Genomic DNA, 17,942 nt, shown 5'->3' on the forward strand with positions numbered 1-17,942 from the left:
ATGAATTTGATCCAATCGAATCGAATTTAATCGAACCCGGTCAGAACGCCAACTGGCCCGTCAAAGCGTGAGCTGGTCCATCGCTCGAAAGATCCGTTCCATGGAGACCGGGTACGGCGTCCGCAGGGTCTGGGCGAAGTAGCTGACCCGTAGTTCCTCGATCATCCAGCGGATCCGTGCCAGCCCCTCGCTGGGCGGGCTGCCCGGTGGGAGCCTGCCCAGCAACTGGTTGTACTCCCGCGTCACCTGTTCGATGTGCCGGGTGCGTTCCCGGTCACGGTTCGGATCGCTCGGCAGCTTGTCCAGGCGCAGTGTGATCGCGGTCAGGTAGCGGACGAGGTCGGGCAGCCGAGCCCAGCCCGTGCCGGCGACGAAGCCCCGATACACCAGGCCGGAGAGCTGGGAGCGCACGTCACTGAGGGCCGCCACCAAGGCCAGGCCGGTCGTCGTCCTCAGCTGCCGCTCGATGGTGTGCGCGGTGGCCAGGACCCGCTCCACCTTTGTCACGACATCGATCGCGGTCACGGTCAGGCCGGCTTGGACGATGTCGCGCAGCTTGGCGAACCCGTCGGCATCCCAGGCCGGACCGCCGCATTCCGTGATCAGTTTGTCAACGGCGCAGGCGATGCAGTCATCGAGCAGCTCGGTGGCGTTGCGGTATGGATGATGGCTGAGCGTCAGTTTGGCCTGGTTTGTCAGGGCGGCGTTGATGTCACGGACCGGTGACGGCGCGTTCAGCAACAACAGACGCCGGGTGCCCTGCCACATGGCGTGGCGGGCGTCGGTCTCGGTGGCGAAGACGCGGATCGCCACACTGTCGGTCTCGTCGACCAGCGCGGGATACGCCCTGACCGGCTGGCCGGCGCGGCGTTGTTCGACGAGCTGGGGGATCGGGCCGAAATCCCAGGTCCGCAGGCCGTGGCGCTCGACACCGTCCGCCACGGCGTTGACCGCCACCCGCATCGTCGGTGCCAACGCCCGGGTAAGCGCGGCGAGGTCCTTGCCCTCGGCGAGAGTGGCCTGTGTCTCGTCGACGATCCGGAATGTGATCTTCAGGTGGTCGGGTACCCGGTCGAGCTGCCAGGCGTCCCTGGGCACATCCACGTTGGCGAGGTGGCCGAGCTCGCGTTCCAGGATGGCGAGCAGTGGTCCGTCCGCCGGTGTCACCGATTCCAGCACCCGCCTGGCGTAGTCAGGCGCCGGGACGAAACTGCGCCGTATCTGCTTGGGCAAGGATCTGATCAGCGCGGTCACCAGTTCCTCGCGCAGGCCGGGTACCTGCCAGTCGAAACCTTCGGCGGTCACCTGGTTGAGTACCGGCAGCGGGATGCACACGGTCACGCCGTCCGCGTCCGTGCCGGGTTCGAACTGGTAGGACAGCGCCAGGGCGAGTTCGTTATGCCGCCAGACGTCGGGGTAGTCGCGCTCGTCGACCCCGGCCGCGTCTGTCTTGATCAGCATGGTGGTGGAGAAGGCGAGCAGGTCGGGCTGGGTGCGCTGGGTTTTTTTCCACCAGCTGTCAAAGTGGCGCCCGGAGACGACATGAGTGGGGATTCGCTGGTCGTAGAAGTCGAACAGGGTCTCGTCGTCGACCAGGATGTCGCGGCGGCGTGCCCGGTGTTCCAGTTCCTCGACGTCGTCGAGCAGCTCCCGGTTGGCGTGGAAGAACGCGTGGTGGGTCTGCCAGTCGCCCTCGACCAGGGCGTGGCGGATGAACAGGTCCCGGCACAGCTGCGGGTCGATCGCGCTGTAGTTCACCTTGCGGGAAACGACCAGCGGAATCCCGTACAGCGTCACCTTCTCGGATGCCACCACCGCGCCCCGGCTCTTCTCCCAGTGCGGTTCGCTGTATGCACGCCGGACCAGGTGGGGCGCGAGCGCTTCCGCCCATTCCGGTTCGATACGCGCAACCGTCCGTCCCCACAGCCGGGACGTCTCGACGAGCTCGGCGGCCATCAACCAGCGCGGTGGTTTCTTGGACAACGCCGAACCGGGGAATACCGCGAACCGGGCGTTGCGCGCCCCCTGGTAGTCCTGCTTCTCGGTATCGGCGAGACCGATGTGCGACAGCAGGCCGGCCAGCAGCGAGACATGGATCCCGCGGGGGTCGGCGGGCGCGCTGTTCAGCGACATCCCGAGGGTCTTCGCGGCCTGGCGCAGCTGGCTGTATATATCCTGCCACTCCCGTACCCGCAGGTAGTTCAGAAAATCGGCCCGGCACAGCTTGCGGAACTGGTTTCCCGACAGTTCCCGCTGCTGTTCCCCCAGATACTCCCACAGGTTGAGGTAGGCGAGGAAATCCGACTGTTTGTCGGTGAAGCGGCCGTGTTTCTCCGCGGCGGCCTGCTGAGCGTCGACGGGACGTTCGCGCGGGTCCTGGATGGACAGCGCGGCAGCGATGACCATGACTTCGTGTACGCAGCCGTTGCTTTCGGCCGCCAGTACCATGCGGGCCAGTCGCGGGTCGAGCGGCAGCTGCGCCAGTTTACGTCCCAGCGGCGTCAGGCGGCGATGCCCACCGGTCTTCGCGGCTCCGTTGGCGGGTTCCGTCTCGACGGCGCCGAGTTCGGTGAGCAGCAACACCCCGTCGGCGATACTGCGCGAATCCGGGGCGTCGATAAAGGGAAATGCCGCGATGTCGCCCAGGTTCAACGCGGTCATGGCCAGGATGACGGACGCGAGGTTCGTCCGCAGAATCTCCGGATCGGTGAACTCCGGGCGGGCGGCGAAGTCCTCGGCCGAGTACAGCCGGATGCAGATACCGTCGGCCAGCCGCCCGCAACGTCCCTTCCGCTGGTTCGCGGATGCCTGTGAGATGGCTTCGATTGGCAGGCGCTGGACTTTTGTCCGGCTGCTGTAACGGGAGATGCGCGCTGTGCCCGGGTCGATCACGTACCTGATGCCGGGAACCGTCAACGAGGTTTCCGCGACATTGGTGGCGAGCACGATCCGGCGCCCGGCGTGGGGCTGGAAGACCCGGTGCTGTTCCGCGGCGGACAACCGTGCGTACAGCGGTACGATCTCGGTATCGCGCAACTGCCGTTTTGCCAGGATGCCGGCGGTATCGCGGATCTCCCGCTCACCGCTGAGGAAGACGAGGATGTCGCCGGGGCCCGCCGCGCACAGCTCGTCCACCGCGGCTGTGATCGCTTCTGTCGGGTCGCGTTGGACCGCCGTGGCGGCGGCCCTGCCACCCCTGACGCCATCCGTGCCGCCGGATCCGGCATCGGGGTCGATCTCCGCCACCAGGGGCCGGTAGCGGACCTCGACGGGAAAGGTCCGGCCGGTAACCTCGATCATGGGCGCGCCGCCGAAGTGGCTGGAGAAACGCCGTGGGTCGATGGTCGCCGATGTAATGATCACTTTGAGGTCGGGCCGGCGGGGCAGGAGCTGCTTCAGATAGCCGAGGATGAAGTCGATGTTGAGGCTGCGTTCATGGGCCTCATCGATGATCAGCGTGTCGTACTGGTACAGCGACCGGTCTGTCTGGATCTCGGCCAGCAGGATGCCGTCGGTCATCAGCTTGATCAGGCTGTCGCCGCCGACCTGATCGGTGAACCGCACCTTGTAGCCGACTATCCCGCCTGGTTGCCCATCGGGTTCGCCCAGCTCCGCCGCGACCCGTTCCGCCACCGCCCGTGCCGCCAACCGGCGCGGCTGGGTGTGGCCGATCAGCCCGCGTACACCGCGTCCCAGCTCAAGGCATATTTTCGGCAGCTGCGTGGTCTTTCCCGAGCCGGTTTCGCCGGCGAGGATGACGACCTGGTGGTCCCGGATCGCGGCGAGGATCTCGTCCTTTTTCTGGCTGACCGGTAGCGCTGGGGGATAGGTGACGGCCGGCACGCGCGCGCGCCGCCGCTGCACGCGCAGCGCGGCTGTGTCGATGTCAGCGGTGATCGTAGCGAGGGCGGCCTGGCGAGCTTCGGGGTCGCGTATTTTGCGCATGCCGTCGATACGGCGCTGTAGACGGCGCTGATCGCGCACCATCAGATCGGGCAGTCGTGCGGCCAGGGCGGTGGGCGGAGGCATCGGGAAGCAGCGTCCAACGAAGTGTGGATGGCGGGCAAGGGGCAACGGGTACCGACCCGTTGGTCAAGTGGCCGTCGGCCGTCGGGTATTCCCGGTGTCACGACCTACTCAATCAGGATGAAGGCCCATCATGTCCGTGCTCGCTGTCACCCGGTGCAATGCCAGCGGTCCCCGAGTGAGGAGGATGGGCCGGCGGTGGGCATGGGATGGGTGCCGCCTGGAGCCCGGCGGAGGTCCCGGGCGGGTGGGCTGATCGCGTGGGTGGTCGAGTGGCTGGTCGAGCATGCCGCCACCGCGGTGGCGGTGACAGCCGGGCATGCGGTGGCAAGGGGCGGATGCGGCGGCAAGGGGGCGGCAGCGTGGCCGTGGAACCCGGCCGGTGAGACGCCCCGCGGGGTAACAGCTGACCGCTGGGGTGACACCGGGTGGGAAGCGCGGCCACCGTGCACAGCGGCCGCGCTTCCCACATCAGCTTGTCCAGATGGTTATCTGCGAATGTACGTCCTGATCAGTTCCGGCCTGCTGTCCTGTCGTCCTGTGCCGGTCTTTTAGCTGTCGCGGCGCACGACCCGGCGAGCGGTTCGCCGTCCTGTGCGCCGTCCCGTGCGCCGGGCAATCCGGCGAGAGCGTCCAAGCATCGTCATCTCTCCCTCTGTCGCGCTGTGCGAGAACTCAGATCGTCGCCTTTTCCGCCTTTGCCAGCGCCTCGGCCTCGCGGGCTTCCACCAGGCCCAGCGACACCAGGTCGAGCGGACTGATGAACTCCGAGGCGAGCCGGAATCCGCCCGCTCGCGCGATCGAGTCCCGTAGCGGGATGGCCCACCGGTGCTCAAGCAGGATCAGCGCGGCCGCGGTGTCCTCGGGAATCTCGGCGAGCACGTCCCAGGCATCCTCCTCGCTGAACACCCCACCCCGTTCGGCGGCGGTCCGCGCACCGCGTTCGGCACCTGCCCGCATGCCGGCCTCGCCGCCTTCGCCGAGCCCGACGAGCGCGCCCACCAGGGCGCCGAGCTCGACCTGCTCCTCGTCGGTCAGCTGGCTGCCGCGTACGGCGGCGACATCGCCGTCGGCGTCCTTCTGGACGACCAAGGCGTCGACCACCCGTACAAGGTCGTTGTCACGAAGCCGTTGCAGCTCAGTCTGGATCTCACCACGGAAATCAGGCTGCTTGAAACCGAGCACCAGGAGTTGGACGGGTCCGATCGTCATGTCTGTTCCCTCCTCGCCCACCGTTTTCAGCGGTCATGTGAACGATGGGCTTCTTTCCCGGCCGGAGTCCTCACCCCAACCGGGTGAGTCGCCGTCCGCCAGCGGCGCCGGTCTGTCGCTGCCGGCGTCTCCCCGCTGGCCCCAGCCGATCGCGGCTGGGCCGCGCGCCGGGGCGTACGCGGCCTCGCGGGGCATATCGCCATACAAGTACTACGGCGTGTTTCCGAAGGTGTCGTCCGGTCAGGGAGCCGCGGCCAGGGGCCGCCTGGGCGTGGCGAGCCGGACAGCTGGCTTCCGGAACACGCCCTAGATGTTCACCCGATCGCTGCCGGTTGTCCGCGGTCGGTCGGAACAATATGTTGATGGCAGAGCCGCCAGTAGTCATCTTTGGTCCCGGTACACACAGCGACAGTTGGTGGGCGCTTCTGCCCACCGCCGACGTCCTCCGTTCTCCGCATTTCAACGATCTGCTTGCCCTGGTGGAGCGCGCAATGGCGAAACAGGAACCAGGCCGTCCGTTCATCCTTACGCTTGACCATCGCGGCACACGCGAACCAGGCGAACCAGGCGCACCAGGGCGCGGGCTTCGCGCTACGACGGCACCGTCCAGCACGCCAGTTCGGTATGTGTACGGGCTGCCGTCGAGCAGGATTAAGAGCGCCCGAGGATAGGGCGTTCGATCAGTGAGCGGTTCATCCGTGCCCGGTCCGGCAAGGCGGAAGAGGAAGGCGCCCTGGTGGTGGGCGCCGACTGAGGACAACGCGGCCGGGCGGGACGCGGGGAGCCGCGAGCCGGACAGTCCTATCCTCGGGCGCTCTAAAAGCGACCGGCAATAGGGGTGTAGCTCAAGGAGCGGGGCTGGGGGTGCGTGCGTCGCGAGGCGGCGCAGGCCCCGGTAGCGGTGTTCTGCTCCGTCATGCCGCGGTCAGCCAAGGCCGCCGACAACGGTGCGTTCGCCGATAATGGGCAGCGGTCCGGTGTACACATCGGCGTAGCGTGAGTCCTTCCGGACCTCGTACACCCAGCTTTTGCTGACCGTGACACCGCGGGCGGCCAGGAAGGCCAGCGCCTCGCTGGCGGACCCGTTGGTCTGTTCCAGCGCATGCACGATGGCCTCCCGTTTGTCCGCGGCGTCCAGCGTCAGGGAAGGTGCAATCGTGCCGCCGGACATCCCGGCACCCTCGCCGTCAGGGTCGCTACCTGCCAGGTGAGCCACTGTGGGCTGGGAGGTGAAGAGCGGCATGAGATCGGTGACGGCGCGTTGGGCGTCCCGTTGGGTACCGCGTTGGGCGTCCCGTTGGTGAGGAACACCGAATGTGTCATCAGCCGGCTGTCCGGCCGGGGTTGTGCGGCCGCCGGCAGCGCGGTTCTCGGCAGTACGGCTGGCAACCCGGATCTGGCGCATGAGCAGTTCGTAGGAGCCCAGCAGCGCCAGCGCCGGCCAGCCGGCGATGACCCGGGCGGTCAGGTTGGGTTCGGCGTGCAGCACGTTGGCGGCGAGGGAGGCGAAGGCGCCCATGGTCAGCAGGAGGTAGGACAGCCAGGAGCGGCTCCGGCCGGCACGCCGGTCCGCCAGCATCGTCATGGACGCGGCCAGCATCAGGCCGTCCACGCTGAACGGGATGACCGCGGCGGCCGTGGCGTCCTCGCCGTGGTCCAGCGCGACGCCCCGCATGTGCCGGTAGGAGACGAAGGCCGCTACCGCGGCGACGGTGACCACGGCCGCGACCGTGGCCGCGCCGATCGCGCGGTCCGTCCACCCCGCCCGTGCGTCGGTATCCGCACCTGGTCGGTTGTCCTCCGCTGACCCGAACACGCGATCCCCTCCCACTGTTGAGACTCCGCTGACTGAAACAACGTGTTGCGTGACCACATCGATAGCCTGCCACCCACTCGCGCCCACATCACACCAGGGCGTCCTTTGCCGGCGGACCCGTACGGTCCGTGCATGTCACGTCATGCCCGGTCTATCCGGCGCGGCGGCGGTGGTGTCGTCGAAGCCCGTGATCCAGCTGGTCATCGCCCAGCTGGAGACGTTCGGGAGGACTGGTTATCCACCGTGTGGTGGTCATGCGCCGATCGGGGAACGAGCGCCGGGCATGGCGAGGGCACGCTGGTTGGCTGGTGGCGGCTGAGGAGATCAGGCAACGAGCCAGCCTGTGTATCCGGCGGCTGCCAGCACTCGGCAGGCCGCGGCTCCCGACACGGGCCGTGACACGGGCCGGGGCAGTTCCACCGGGGCCGCGCTGAGCCGCGGATGGCAGCGGCGGGCCGTCCATCGATGGTCGTGCGGCTCCACGAGCGGCGCACCGGCAGGCAAGGCCCGTGGGGGATGTCAGCCCGGATCAACGCTCGACGGGGCCTCGCCTTGACGGGGCCTCGCCTTGACGGGGCCTCGCCGTGGAGCGCCGGCAGCGTGAGCTCAGAACCCGGGGAAGACGTGTCGCAGGTCGTCCAGGGTGATCGTAGCGCCCGTCAGGGCCACGGTGGCCGGGGTATGCGCGGCTGCGTGACGGCCGGTGACCAACCGCAGCCACCACTCCGCCGGTGCGTTGAGGACCGCGTCGGGCTGATCAGGCTCCTCGCTGGTGAGCGTGACCGTGTCGCCCAGGCCGAGCCCGAAGGAGCGCTCGGGCGCGGTGGTTCGGACCGTGATCGTGGCGTGCCGGTCGCCGAGGGCGCCCGGCCGGCCGAGGAAGCCGATGATCATGCTGACCTGGTCGAGGAGCGGCTCGATCGCGGCCGGTGCCAGGACGGCCTCCGGGTCGAAGGCGACTTCGACATCCCAGGTGTGGTGGGTGAACTCGGAGAGCCGTAGGCCCGCGGCGGTCGCGACGTCCACCGGGGCGGGCAGGAAGCCCAGATCGATCCGCAGCTCGTCGCGGGTGGGCGCGTCGAGGCCTTCGTAGCAGATGATCAGCTTCTCGTTGGCGGTGATGAAGCCCTCGGCGCGCTCGGTTGGCGACAGCGCGTCCCAACGCGCCCAGACCGACGTGTTGAAGTCCGCGGCGGGCACGCCCGTGCCGTTCAGCGCGCCTTCCAAAGTGGCCAGCGTTATCTCCGCACCGCTGCCCAGATGGCTGAGGACCTGGGACACATCCCACCGCGACGCCCCGGACGGCCGGGAGAGGCCGTCCGGGGTAAGCCCGCGTACCACGGCGGTCACCTGGTCGTGCCCGCTGCGCAGTGCATCGATGATCTGGTCGGCACGATCGGTCATGTTCGTCTCCGAGGAAGGTAGGCCCGGCATCCGGTCGCCAGGGCGCTTTTCGCGTCTGTGGACTGCGATCTGCCAGTAGGGTTTACCACACTGCCGTGGTGGTTTAGCGATGCCTGTTCATCGCGGGCCTGGTGGCTGAAACCGGTCCGCGCCACGCGCCAGCACTGCGTCGTTGTCAGTCAGAATGCGCACTCCACGGTCAGCCAGAATGCGCGCGCCGAGCGGCTGGAGACGGTGGAACGGCCAGGATGGCCGATCAGCCCGCGGGGCTGACGGATTCGATGCTGGCGACGGAGAAGTCACGCTGGCCGTTGCGCAGGCGGCACCAGGAGTCGAGCCACTTGCCGTAGAACTGTTGCGGCTGGATTTGGCGGACGGTACGGGTGCCGTTGTTGTCCCGGTAGGCGATGACGATATCGTGCTGATGGTCCACGGCGCTGGCCAGCAGCTCCAGCTCGGCTTCGTTGAGACGGGTGTTCAGCCGGGCCAGCCGCTTGAAGGTACCGGAGTCCGGCATTGTGCCGGCATCGGGATCCGCGGCCAGCCGGTGGGCGAGGTCGGCCGGGGAAAGCCGGCGTGGCCCATGGGCGGGGTCGGTGTAGCGGGGGGACGCCTGGTGTTCCTGCCGACGCGGCACGATCATCGTGCCGGCGGCGTCCTCGGCGATCGGGTAGAAGCCGACCTCGCGCAGGCGGGCCAGCACGTCGTCGAGTTTGAACGGGCTGGCCAAGACGGTAGGCGCCAGTTGGCTGAACTGCAGCTTCGCCAACGACCGGGTGTGGCGGATCTCAGTGGTCGAGGCTTCGTCGGAGATGACGCAGCAGCGCATGCCACGAACGCGGACCTGCCCGTGCCGGCGTGCGACATCGGAGATGAGGTACTCCAACGGCTGTGGCACGGCGTGCGCCGCCATGTCACGCAGTTCCGCGAGAAGCGTGTCGGCGCTCCACCCCGCGTCGAGCGCGGCCCGGACGCTCGACGCGGAAAAACGCCACGTACCGGCGGCACCGCGAGACTCGGGGACGGCCGCGTCCCGCAGCAGCCGCGACACCGCCGAACTCGGCTGGCCGGCCACCACCGCGGTCAGATCCGACTGCAGGATGACGGTGAACGTGGCTTCGGGCAGCAGGTCGGCGCACTGCCTCGCCAGTTCGTCGACGGCCTCCGCCGCCACCGCGCTGGCGACGGCCAGCAGATGTTCGCCGAGTTCCGACAGCACATCGAGGGCGACCACCCCGAGCAGCTCCGCCTCTCGCGTCGCCGCGGCGGCCTTGCTGGCGCGCCGGACGGCGTCGTACCCGTCCAGCGGGCTGAACCACTCGATCTCCCGGCCAGCCGCGCGAACCGAACCACCTGAACCAGCGGCGTTCAACATCGCCCGGCGGATCCGGCCCGCTCCCGAGAGCAGCGGCAGCGGCGGCGGGAGATCCTTCTCGCCCTCGATCTCTCGGCTGGACGGCGCATGCTCCAGGGAGAACCAGGCCGACGCGAGGACGGCCCAGCGCCGGCCGGGTTCGGCGACGCGCCATTGCTGGTAGTCAGGGGTGGGTGCGTATCCGTCGTCGGTCTGGCCCAGCAGACCAGCGGCGTACGCAAGATCGATCCATACCAGGAGGTCGGCCTCGGGCATGGACAGCCGTTTCGCGAGCCGCGACCGTTCCCGAGGCCCGACACCACCCTTTTTCAGGGCTACCACAGGCGTGGCGCGGGCCTCGTCGAGGAGGGCGGTCACCCGTCCTATGGCTTCTTCGGCGGCGGCCTGGGCCGCGGAGCGCACCATCGCCGGGTCGACGTCCGGCCGTGCGATCGCGGGTTGGCCGGTCAGGGAGAAATCGTGCTCGGCCTGCCAGGCGGCGATCACTACCTCGCGCGGCAGCTCAGGCTGGCGGTTGCTGCGCAGTATCAGACCCGCGGCGATCAGGATCTCGGTTTGGCGGGCTGGGGCGGGTGTTCCGTACTCGATGCGCCAGGAGTAGTCGCCGATCAGGCCGCGCCGGAATTCGTCGAGCCGGTCCCGCGCGGGCTGCGGCAAGCCGGAGATGATTTTTATGATCGTTTTCGGATCTGACATCAGTTCGGACAGCTTTATGATCAACTCAGGCTTGCCCAGGCCGCTGGCGCTGGCTCCGAGCGCGGTGACCGCGGTCCGCAGCTCCGTCACGAGGACCGACTGGGCGATCTTCTTCACCGGGCGGGCGGCGTCGAAGTTCGCCGACCAGTGCGCGCGCAGCCGCTCCAGCAGCCGCACCACGTCGGAGTCACGCCAGGCCAGGCCGCGTACGCACAGGTCGGCGGCTCCGTCCCGGACGGCGCTCTCGGGTGCGCCCAGCCAGGCCGCCAGCGCGGGCACCGTCGCGGACCCGCCCAGCACGGCGAGCGCCTGCCCGACATGCACCGTGTCCCTGTTCAGCATCCGCATCGCGGCGACGAGCGAATCCGTGCCGTCCAGCCGTTGGGCGAGCTGGGCGAAACCGCGGGGAACCGGCTCGATCAGGACATCTGGGCGTGCCGCCAGCAAAGCGGTCAGCGACGCCTCGTCCAGGGTTGCCAAGTAGTCGGCAAACGATTCAGCACACACCTGCTTCATTGTGCTGGGCAGCTTACGCCCGGTTCGCGGCGATCACCAGCGGTGGGCGGCCCATCGCCTGGTCGGCGTCGCCGGAGCGCAAACCCAGACTTTCCAGTCCCGTGGCAGTCAGCCGGCGGGCGAGAGCGCATAATCCGACTGCCCCTTCCCGGACCCGCCCCGTGGGACTGATGAATCGTGCGTGGCGCGGGTAGCAGGTAACAGGCAGGAGGTTCACCGGTGATGGCTCTGCACGGCCAGGCAAGCGGCGAGCAGGCACAGGAGACCGTCGACATCCGGCCCCAGTTCGCCCGGCCGGGCGAGGATGTCGTGGTCCCGCGGTTCCGGATGCCGCGGGAGTCGATCACCCCGGAGACCGCATACCAGATCATCCACGACGAGCTGATGCTCGACGGCAACGCGCGGCTCAATCTGGCCACGTTCGTGACCACCTGGATGGATCCGTACGCGGACCGGCTGATGGTCGAGTGCGCATCCAAGAACATGATTGACAAGGACGAGTACCCGCAGACTGCCGAGATGGAGGCGCGTTGCGTCAACATCCTCGCCGACCTGTGGCACGTCCCGGACGCGCTGAACGCGGTCGGCTGCTCGACGACCGGTTCATCCGAGGCATGCATGCTCGCCGGGCTCGCGCTGACCCGCCGGTGGCGCGCCCGGCGTCGGTCGGCCGGCCTGCCGGCGGACCAGCCGAACATCGTCATGGGGGCCAACGTCCAGGTCTGCTGGGAGAAGTTCGCCCGGTACTGGGACGTTGAGCCGCGGCTGGTGCCGCTCGGGCCGGGACGCACCCGGCTGACCGCCGATACGGCGGTGGCGCACTGCGACGAGAACACCGTCGGCGTGGTGGCTGTCCTCGGCTCGACCTTCGACGGCAGCTACGAACCGGTGGCCGAGATCGCGGCCGCGCTCGACCGCCTCGCGGGATCAGGCGGCCCGGATGTGCCGGTGCACGTCGACGCCGCCTCGGGCGGGTTCGTGGCGCCGTTCTGCGATCCGGAGCTGGTCTGGGACTTCCAGCTGGACCGGGTGGCGTCCATCAATGCCTCCGGCCACAAGTACGGGCTGGTCTATCCGGGGGTCGGCTGGGTGCTGTGGCGCGACGAGGCGGCGTTGCCGTCCGATCTGGTCTTCCAGGTGGACTACCTGGGTGGCTCCGTGCCGACGTTCGCATTGAACTTCTCCCGGCCGGGCGCCCAGGTCGTCGCCCAGTACTACGCATTCCTGCAGCTGGGCTGGGAGGGGTACCGGCGGGTGATGCAGACCTGCCGGGACAACGCCCGCTGGCTGGCCGGTGAGGTGGCGAAGCTCGGGCCGTTCGAACTGGTCTCGGATGGCGGCGGTATCCCGGCGTTCGCGTTCGCGCTGCGGGAGGAGGTCACCGGCTACACCGTCTTCGACGTCTCCGAGCTGCTGCGCACCCGCGGCTGGCTGGTACCGGCCTACCGGTTCCCGCCCGCGCTCAACGAGCTGGCGGTGCTGAGGGTGGTCGTGCGTAACGGCTTCAGCCGGGACCTGGCCGGAATGCTGGTCGCGGATCTGCGCCGGGTGGTGAAGCGGTTGTCCGACCCGCACCGGCGTCCGTGGCCTGAAGACAACGGCGTTACCTCCTTCCACCACTGAGAGCGCCCGGGAACCGGGGTGTGGATCAGGGAGCGGGGCTGGGATGCGGGACATGCGTGGCCAGCCGCATGATCTGATGGCTGCTGTCGGTCCTGATGCGGAGGAGGCCTACATGACCATCGCGGAGACGCTCAGGGCTGAGGGCCGTGTCGAGGGCCGCGTCGAGGGCCGTGTTGAGGGGCGCGCTGAGGGCCGTGTCGAGGGGCGTGTCGAGGGGCGTGTCGAGGGGCGCGCTGAGGGGCGTGTTGAGACGCTGCTCCAGCTGTTGACTCTCAAGTTCGGTCCGGTTCCCGAACCGGTGCTTGCCGCTGTGCGCGACGCCTCTGCTGATCAGCTTCAGGTCTGGACCGCTCGCGTCCTGACCGCCGACAGCTTCGGCCAGCTCCTCGACTGAAACGGAAGCCCATGCATGATCCTGTGACGGCGATCGTCGCACCCGCCGCCACGGATCGGGAAGCACGCTGGGAACTGGGTGTCACGGTGGCTGCGTGTACTGACTCCCGAGCCGTTCTGAAAAGCGACGGTAGACGCCTGCAATATCTCAGAGGGGTTTGATCTCGATCTGTGGGTCTATCGGCAGCTTTGTCTTCCAGCTTGCGAGCCGGTTTTGCGCAGGTTCGAGGAGAATAATGGGATTCTTGCCCAACGTGACGGGATGCGGACTGTCGTTTTTGTCCTATGAGGGTCGTTGCGGTTGATGCCCCTCACCGCTGCCGGCTCCATCGGGTCCGCCAGCTGTCCGTGCGCGCGTTGCCCGTTTGTCGCTGGTTCGACGGCAGCCGTGCATCTGTGCTGGTGAGACTGGCCCGCGGCGCGTCGGGGGACGCGCCGCGGAGGAGGAACGGATGAACCGTCTGGGTGTCGCCGTGGTTGCGGCCGGTGCCGTGGCCCTGTCAGTAATCGGCGGCGGGGCCGCGTCCGCTGACCCGTCCGGCCAAGGACAGGAGCAGGAGCAGGGGCAGGGTCTTACAGCGCGTGATGACGCGTACTGGGTCAAGGCGGGCGGGGTTCTCACCGTGCGTGGCGAGGGAGTGCTGGGCAACGACACCGGGTGGCCGACGACGCTGGTCAGGCACACCCAACCAGCCCATGGGACTCTCACCCTGAAGCAGGACGGGTCGTTCAGTTACATCCCGGCCGCGGGCTTCACCGGGACGGACACGTTCACTTACTCGATCAGTGACGTGGTTTCGCTTTACAGCACGCACCTGCCGCCGATCGCGACGATCGGCGGTGTGAAGATCACCGGTGGTGGATACGGCTCGTCGCTGTACCCGGTGCCCGGCTCGCGGGACGAGTACTACGGCGTGACCGACCGCGGCCCGAACGTCGACGGGCCGAACGGGGTGAAGGTCGAGGCGCTGCCGGACTTCGACCCGGCGATCGGCCGGTTCCGGCTCGTCGACGGCAAGGCCGTCCTGGAAAGGACCATCCCGTTGCGCGCGGCGGACGGATCGCCGTACACGGGCCGGGCGAACAGCCAGGCGAACACCGGCGAGACGATCGTCGACCTGAATGGGAACGTCCTCCCACCCGATGCGTCCGGTTACGACTCCGAAGGGCTGGTAGCCCTACCCGACGGCACCTTCTGGGTGTCGGACGAGTACGGGCCGTTCATCACCCACTTCGGCCGTGACGGCCGCGCGATCGAGCGGCTCTCACCGTTCGACGGGTCGCTGCCGGCGGAACTGGCGAACCGGGTGCCCAACAAGGGCATGGAAGGGCTGACGGTCACCCCCGACGGACAGACGCTCGTAGGCGCGATGCAGCAGGCGCTGGCGCAACCCGATCTCACCGGCAAACCGGCCAACGTCACCACCCTGCGGATCGTGACGTACGGGCTGAGCACCCACGCCACGCACGAGTACCTTTACCTGCTCGACGACCCGAAGCTGAACAGCGGCGCGGTCAGCGAGATCACCGCGCTGAGCGACACGACGTTCCTCGTCGACGAGCGTGACGGCCACCCCGAGCCGGGTGCCTACAAGAAGCTGTTCCGGATCGATCTGGCCGGCGCCACCGACGTCGGACCGGCAGCGACGCTGCCCGGCGCGGTGTACGACGCGGCAAGGGGCGGCCTGCTCGTTGGCCCCAACCGACGCACGATCGAGGCTTTCGCCGGGACGGCGACCACCACGGCCGCGACCGCGGCGCTGGCCTCCGCCGGGATCACCCCCGTCACCAAGAGCCTCGCCCTCGACCTCGGCGGTCTGTTGACCGGCCTTGACCCGACCGGTGGCTTTTTCGGGCATGACAAGATTGAGGGAGTTGCGGTTGCCGACGGCGGACGCACAATCATCGTCAGCAACGACAGCGACTTCGGGATCGACGGCGTCACGAACAGCGCCCCACCGTTCCAGCTGCACGCGAAGGTGCTGCCGAACGGGGCGCAGGACGACGGCGAGTTCCTCGCGATCGACACCACTCGACTGCCGGCGGTTGCCAGCACCGCCACGGTCACCGTGACGGTCGGCCCGGGAAGCCACCGTCACTGACAGCGCCTGATCCGTGTTCGAGGCCGGCCCGCGCGAACCTGGCGGGGCGGCCTCAAACACGACGCGAGGTGCGTGCCTCAACCCCGTGATAACCCCGTGATGCCGCGTCCCCTGTTGCCAGGCGCGTTTTAGAGCGACCGACAACAGAGGACGCGGCATCACGGGCTGGGGCACGCACCTCGCTGCGTTGTCGTCGGTCGACACCCAAGGACCAGGGTGACTCCCTCCTCCGCCTTGCGATGTACGCACCCAAGCCCCGCTCCTTGATCCACATCCCTATTGCCGGGCGCTCTCAGCCGATGATCGTTATCCGGGCGCCGGTGCCGGTGAGGTAGAGGGGACTGTCGGTGAAGCCCACGCGGTCCTCCTCGCCGACGTAGAGGTCGATGTGCTTGTCGCCGCCGAGACCTGGGGTGAACTCGTCGTGGATCGTCCACGTCGCAGCCTGCAGACGGGCGCAGGCCACCGGGTCGACCGCTGAGTGGTCCTCCTCGCTACCGCAGGTGGCGACGGTGAACCGGGCGCCCTGCGCGAGGACACCCGAGTCCGCCGCGGCCGTGCTGAAGGATTGCAGGCGCTGGCCGGTGGTGTCGGCGGGGACCGTGTCGAGCCAGTAGCCGGTGTCATACGACCAGTTCAGATAATTCCCAGCGTGATCGCCGCTGGTTATCCGGCCAGTGCCTTCGTCGTGCACGGCGGCGACGAAATCCGTGGGATACGTGCCGAGCGGGTCGTTGCCGTGTGCGCAGTCCTGACGCGGGCAGCCCGTCACCTGTCTGGGTTGGCCGTGGTGGAAGCTTTCGACCGCGGTGTAATAGACAGTGATCGTCCAGCCGTCGCTGGTCTGGCCGGTGCCTCCAGGCGCGGGTGCGGGGGTGCTGTGGGCGGTGGCCGACGGTTTGGCCGGGTCGTGGAGATCAGAGCGGCTGACCTGGCAGCCGGCCGTCAGGCACAGCAGGCCGGCGAGGCCGAGCGGGCCGATGATGCCCGCTGATACCCGACCGCCGGCGCTGGGACGGGTTGACGGCCGGCAGCTGAAAGCGCGTTGACCGCCAGCATTATGTTGGCCGCCCAGAATGCGTTGGCTGCCGAAAGCGCGCCGGCTGCGGAAAACATGAATTTTTGTCATATTGCGTATTATTGCTGTCATCGACGTTCTGGTCACCCTTTCGCGGGGGACAGGACACCCATGGCCACCATGCCACGCGAATCGGTCGATGGGCGGCCGTGGCCGTGGCCACCCTGTGTCGGATGGCAGGCGGATGCGTCGCGAGGCGGCCCAGTCCCCGGTAGCGGTGTTCTACCGGGGCTGACGAGCCGGGGTACCCGTGCATCGCGAAGCGATGTGCGGGGAGCGATGATGCGAGGCGCCGGCTGGCGCCGGCAGGCCCTGGCGGATTTCCGGCGGCGACCACTCGGTACCCCTGGGCCGGAAAAACCGTATCTACACTCAACCGGTATGACTGTCGTTCTGCCCAAGGGCGGGAACGTGCCGCTGCCGCCGGGGACAGGGCGGGTGCGCGTCGTGGTCGACTCCGCCGCCGGACCGGAACTGGACGGCAGCGTACTGCTGCTCACGGCATCCGGTCGCGTCCGCGGCGACGCCGATTTCGTCTTCTACAACCAGCCGCGCTCCATCGACGGGTGCGTGGCCATCGAGGAGCGTTCCGCGCGGCAGGAGGCGGTCACCGTCGACCTGGCCCGGCTGCCTGCGGAGATCTCAACCGTTGTCGTCGCGGTGTCGACCGACGGCCAGCCGGTCGGCGCCGTGCGCGGCCTGCATGTCCGAGTCCACGACGCGCCGGGCGCAGGCGATCTCCTCACGCCCGGCCCGGAGATCGTCCGGTTCGAGGTCACGGACGCGGGTGCTGAGACGGCGTTCGTCCTGGGCGAGCTGTACCGGCGGTCCGGGCATTGGAAGTTCCGGGGGGTGGGCCAGGGCTGGACCTCGGGCCTGGCCGGGCTTGCCACGAGCTACGGCATCACCGTCGACGCGCCGCCCTCCGTAGCGGACAGGCCACCGGCCCCGGCGGGACCAGGACCGCTGCCGGGGCCGGCCCCGGGGCGGCCGGCAGCCGCCGGCACCCGCGATCCGGTGTCCACGGCGAAGGCCGCCCGGCTGGAAAAGCAGCTCGCCGTGGCCGCGCCGGCCATGGTCGACCTGGTCAAGCGTGCCGGGGTTTCCCTTCGGAAGAAGGGCATGTCCGAGCACCGTGCCCGGGTCGCGCTCTGCCTGGACATCTCCCTGTCGATGAGCGCGCTGTACAGCCAGGGCAAGGTGCAGCGGCTGTGCGAGCGCATCCTGGCGCTCGCCGTCCAGTTCGATGATGACGGTTCCTGTGATGTGTTCACCTTCGGTGGGCGTGGCCACGACGAGGGCCCGCTCGATCTGCGTAACTACCAGGACTGGGTGGCCGGGCTCAGGCGTCACCGCAAGCTTGAGGGCGCCACCAACTACGCGAAGGCCATGGGGATGGTCCGGCAGCACTACTTTCCCGACTCCCGCGGGCGGCAACGTTCCCAGCCTCGCCCGGACCACCTGCCCGTCTACGTGATGTTCGTGACCGACGGCCAGGCCACCGACAAGCGGGCCGCTCGCGACCAGATCACCTGGGCGTCCTACGAGCCGATCTTCTGGCAGTTCATGGCGATAGGGCGGAGCAGCCGCAATGTCGGTGCCGGTGCTGCGGCATCGCCGCGGCGTAGCGGTCTCGGTGGCCTTGTCGACCGCCTGCTTGAGAGCAACTTCAGCTTCCTGGAGGAGCTGGACGAGATGACC

10 protein-coding genes are annotated in these 17,942 nt (G+C 68.5%); 4 read left to right on the forward strand and 6 right to left on the reverse strand.

Going from position 1 to position 17,942, the window contains the following annotated elements; translation table 11 throughout:
* Positions 1 to 60: 60 nt before the first annotated feature.
* The 5 genes from hrpA to MJ785_RS11705 form a co-directional block, all read right to left on the reverse strand.
* Positions 61 to 4,029 carry an ATP-dependent RNA helicase HrpA gene (gene hrpA, locus MJ785_RS11685; RefSeq protein WP_239380795.1) on the reverse strand — a complete coding sequence of 1,323 codons (3,969 nt, stop codon included), beginning with the start codon at positions 4,027 to 4,029 and terminating at the stop codon, positions 61 to 63.
* A 672-nt stretch (positions 4,030 to 4,701) separates the two neighbouring features.
* Positions 4,702 to 5,238: a hypothetical protein gene (locus MJ785_RS11690; protein WP_239311440.1), complete on the reverse strand. Its 537-nt coding sequence runs from the start codon at positions 5,236 to 5,238 to the stop codon at positions 4,702 to 4,704.
* Between the two features lie 925 nt (positions 5,239 to 6,163).
* Entirely contained in the window at positions 6,164 to 7,054 is an 891-nt protein-coding gene (locus tag MJ785_RS11695) for a DUF2637 domain-containing protein (protein ID WP_239311442.1), read from the reverse strand.
* A 606-nt stretch (positions 7,055 to 7,660) separates the two neighbouring features.
* Positions 7,661 to 8,458: a maleylpyruvate isomerase family mycothiol-dependent enzyme gene (locus MJ785_RS11700; protein WP_239311446.1), complete on the reverse strand. Its 798-nt coding sequence runs from the start codon at positions 8,456 to 8,458 to the stop codon at positions 7,661 to 7,663.
* 256 nt (positions 8,459 to 8,714) lie between these two features.
* Complete coding sequence (locus MJ785_RS11705) at positions 8,715 to 11,045, reverse strand: helicase-associated domain-containing protein (protein ID WP_370651659.1); 2,331 nt, start codon at positions 11,043 to 11,045, stop codon at positions 8,715 to 8,717.
* A gap of 222 nt (positions 11,046 to 11,267) precedes the next feature.
* On the opposite strand from MJ785_RS11705, the gene MJ785_RS11710 reads away from it, so the two are divergent.
* The 3 genes from MJ785_RS11710 to MJ785_RS11720 all read left to right on the forward strand — a co-directional run bounded on the left by MJ785_RS11710 (position 11,268) and on the right by MJ785_RS11720 (position 15,163).
* Positions 11,268 to 12,668 carry a glutamate decarboxylase gene (locus tag MJ785_RS11710; RefSeq protein ID WP_239311450.1) on the forward strand — a complete coding sequence of 467 codons (1,401 nt, stop codon included), beginning with the start codon at positions 11,268 to 11,270 and terminating at the stop codon, positions 12,666 to 12,668.
* 112 nt (positions 12,669 to 12,780) lie between these two features.
* Complete coding sequence (locus tag MJ785_RS11715; protein ID WP_239380797.1) at positions 12,781 to 13,062, forward strand: hypothetical protein; 282 nt, start codon at positions 12,781 to 12,783, stop codon at positions 13,060 to 13,062.
* A 451-nt stretch (positions 13,063 to 13,513) separates the two neighbouring features.
* Positions 13,514 to 15,163, forward strand: coding sequence for an esterase-like activity of phytase family protein (locus MJ785_RS11720; protein ID WP_239313059.1), 1,650 nt, complete (start codon positions 13,514 to 13,516; stop codon positions 15,161 to 15,163).
* Positions 15,164 to 15,455: 292 nt separating this feature from the next.
* Here the strand turns inward: MJ785_RS11720 and MJ785_RS11725 are convergent, their stop codons facing one another.
* Entirely contained in the window at positions 15,456 to 16,313 is an 858-nt protein-coding gene (locus tag MJ785_RS11725) for a hypothetical protein (protein WP_239380799.1), read from the reverse strand.
* A 309-nt stretch (positions 16,314 to 16,622) separates the two neighbouring features.
* Between MJ785_RS11725 and MJ785_RS11730 the strand changes: the two genes are divergently transcribed.
* A partial coding sequence (locus MJ785_RS11730) for a VWA domain-containing protein (RefSeq protein ID WP_239380801.1) occupies positions 16,623 to 17,942 on the forward strand: 1,320 nt, incomplete at its 3' end.

It is taken from the genome of Protofrankia sp. CiT1 (assembly GCF_917627335.1).
Taxonomy (GTDB): Bacteria; Actinomycetota; Actinomycetes; order Frankiales; family Frankiaceae; genus Protofrankia.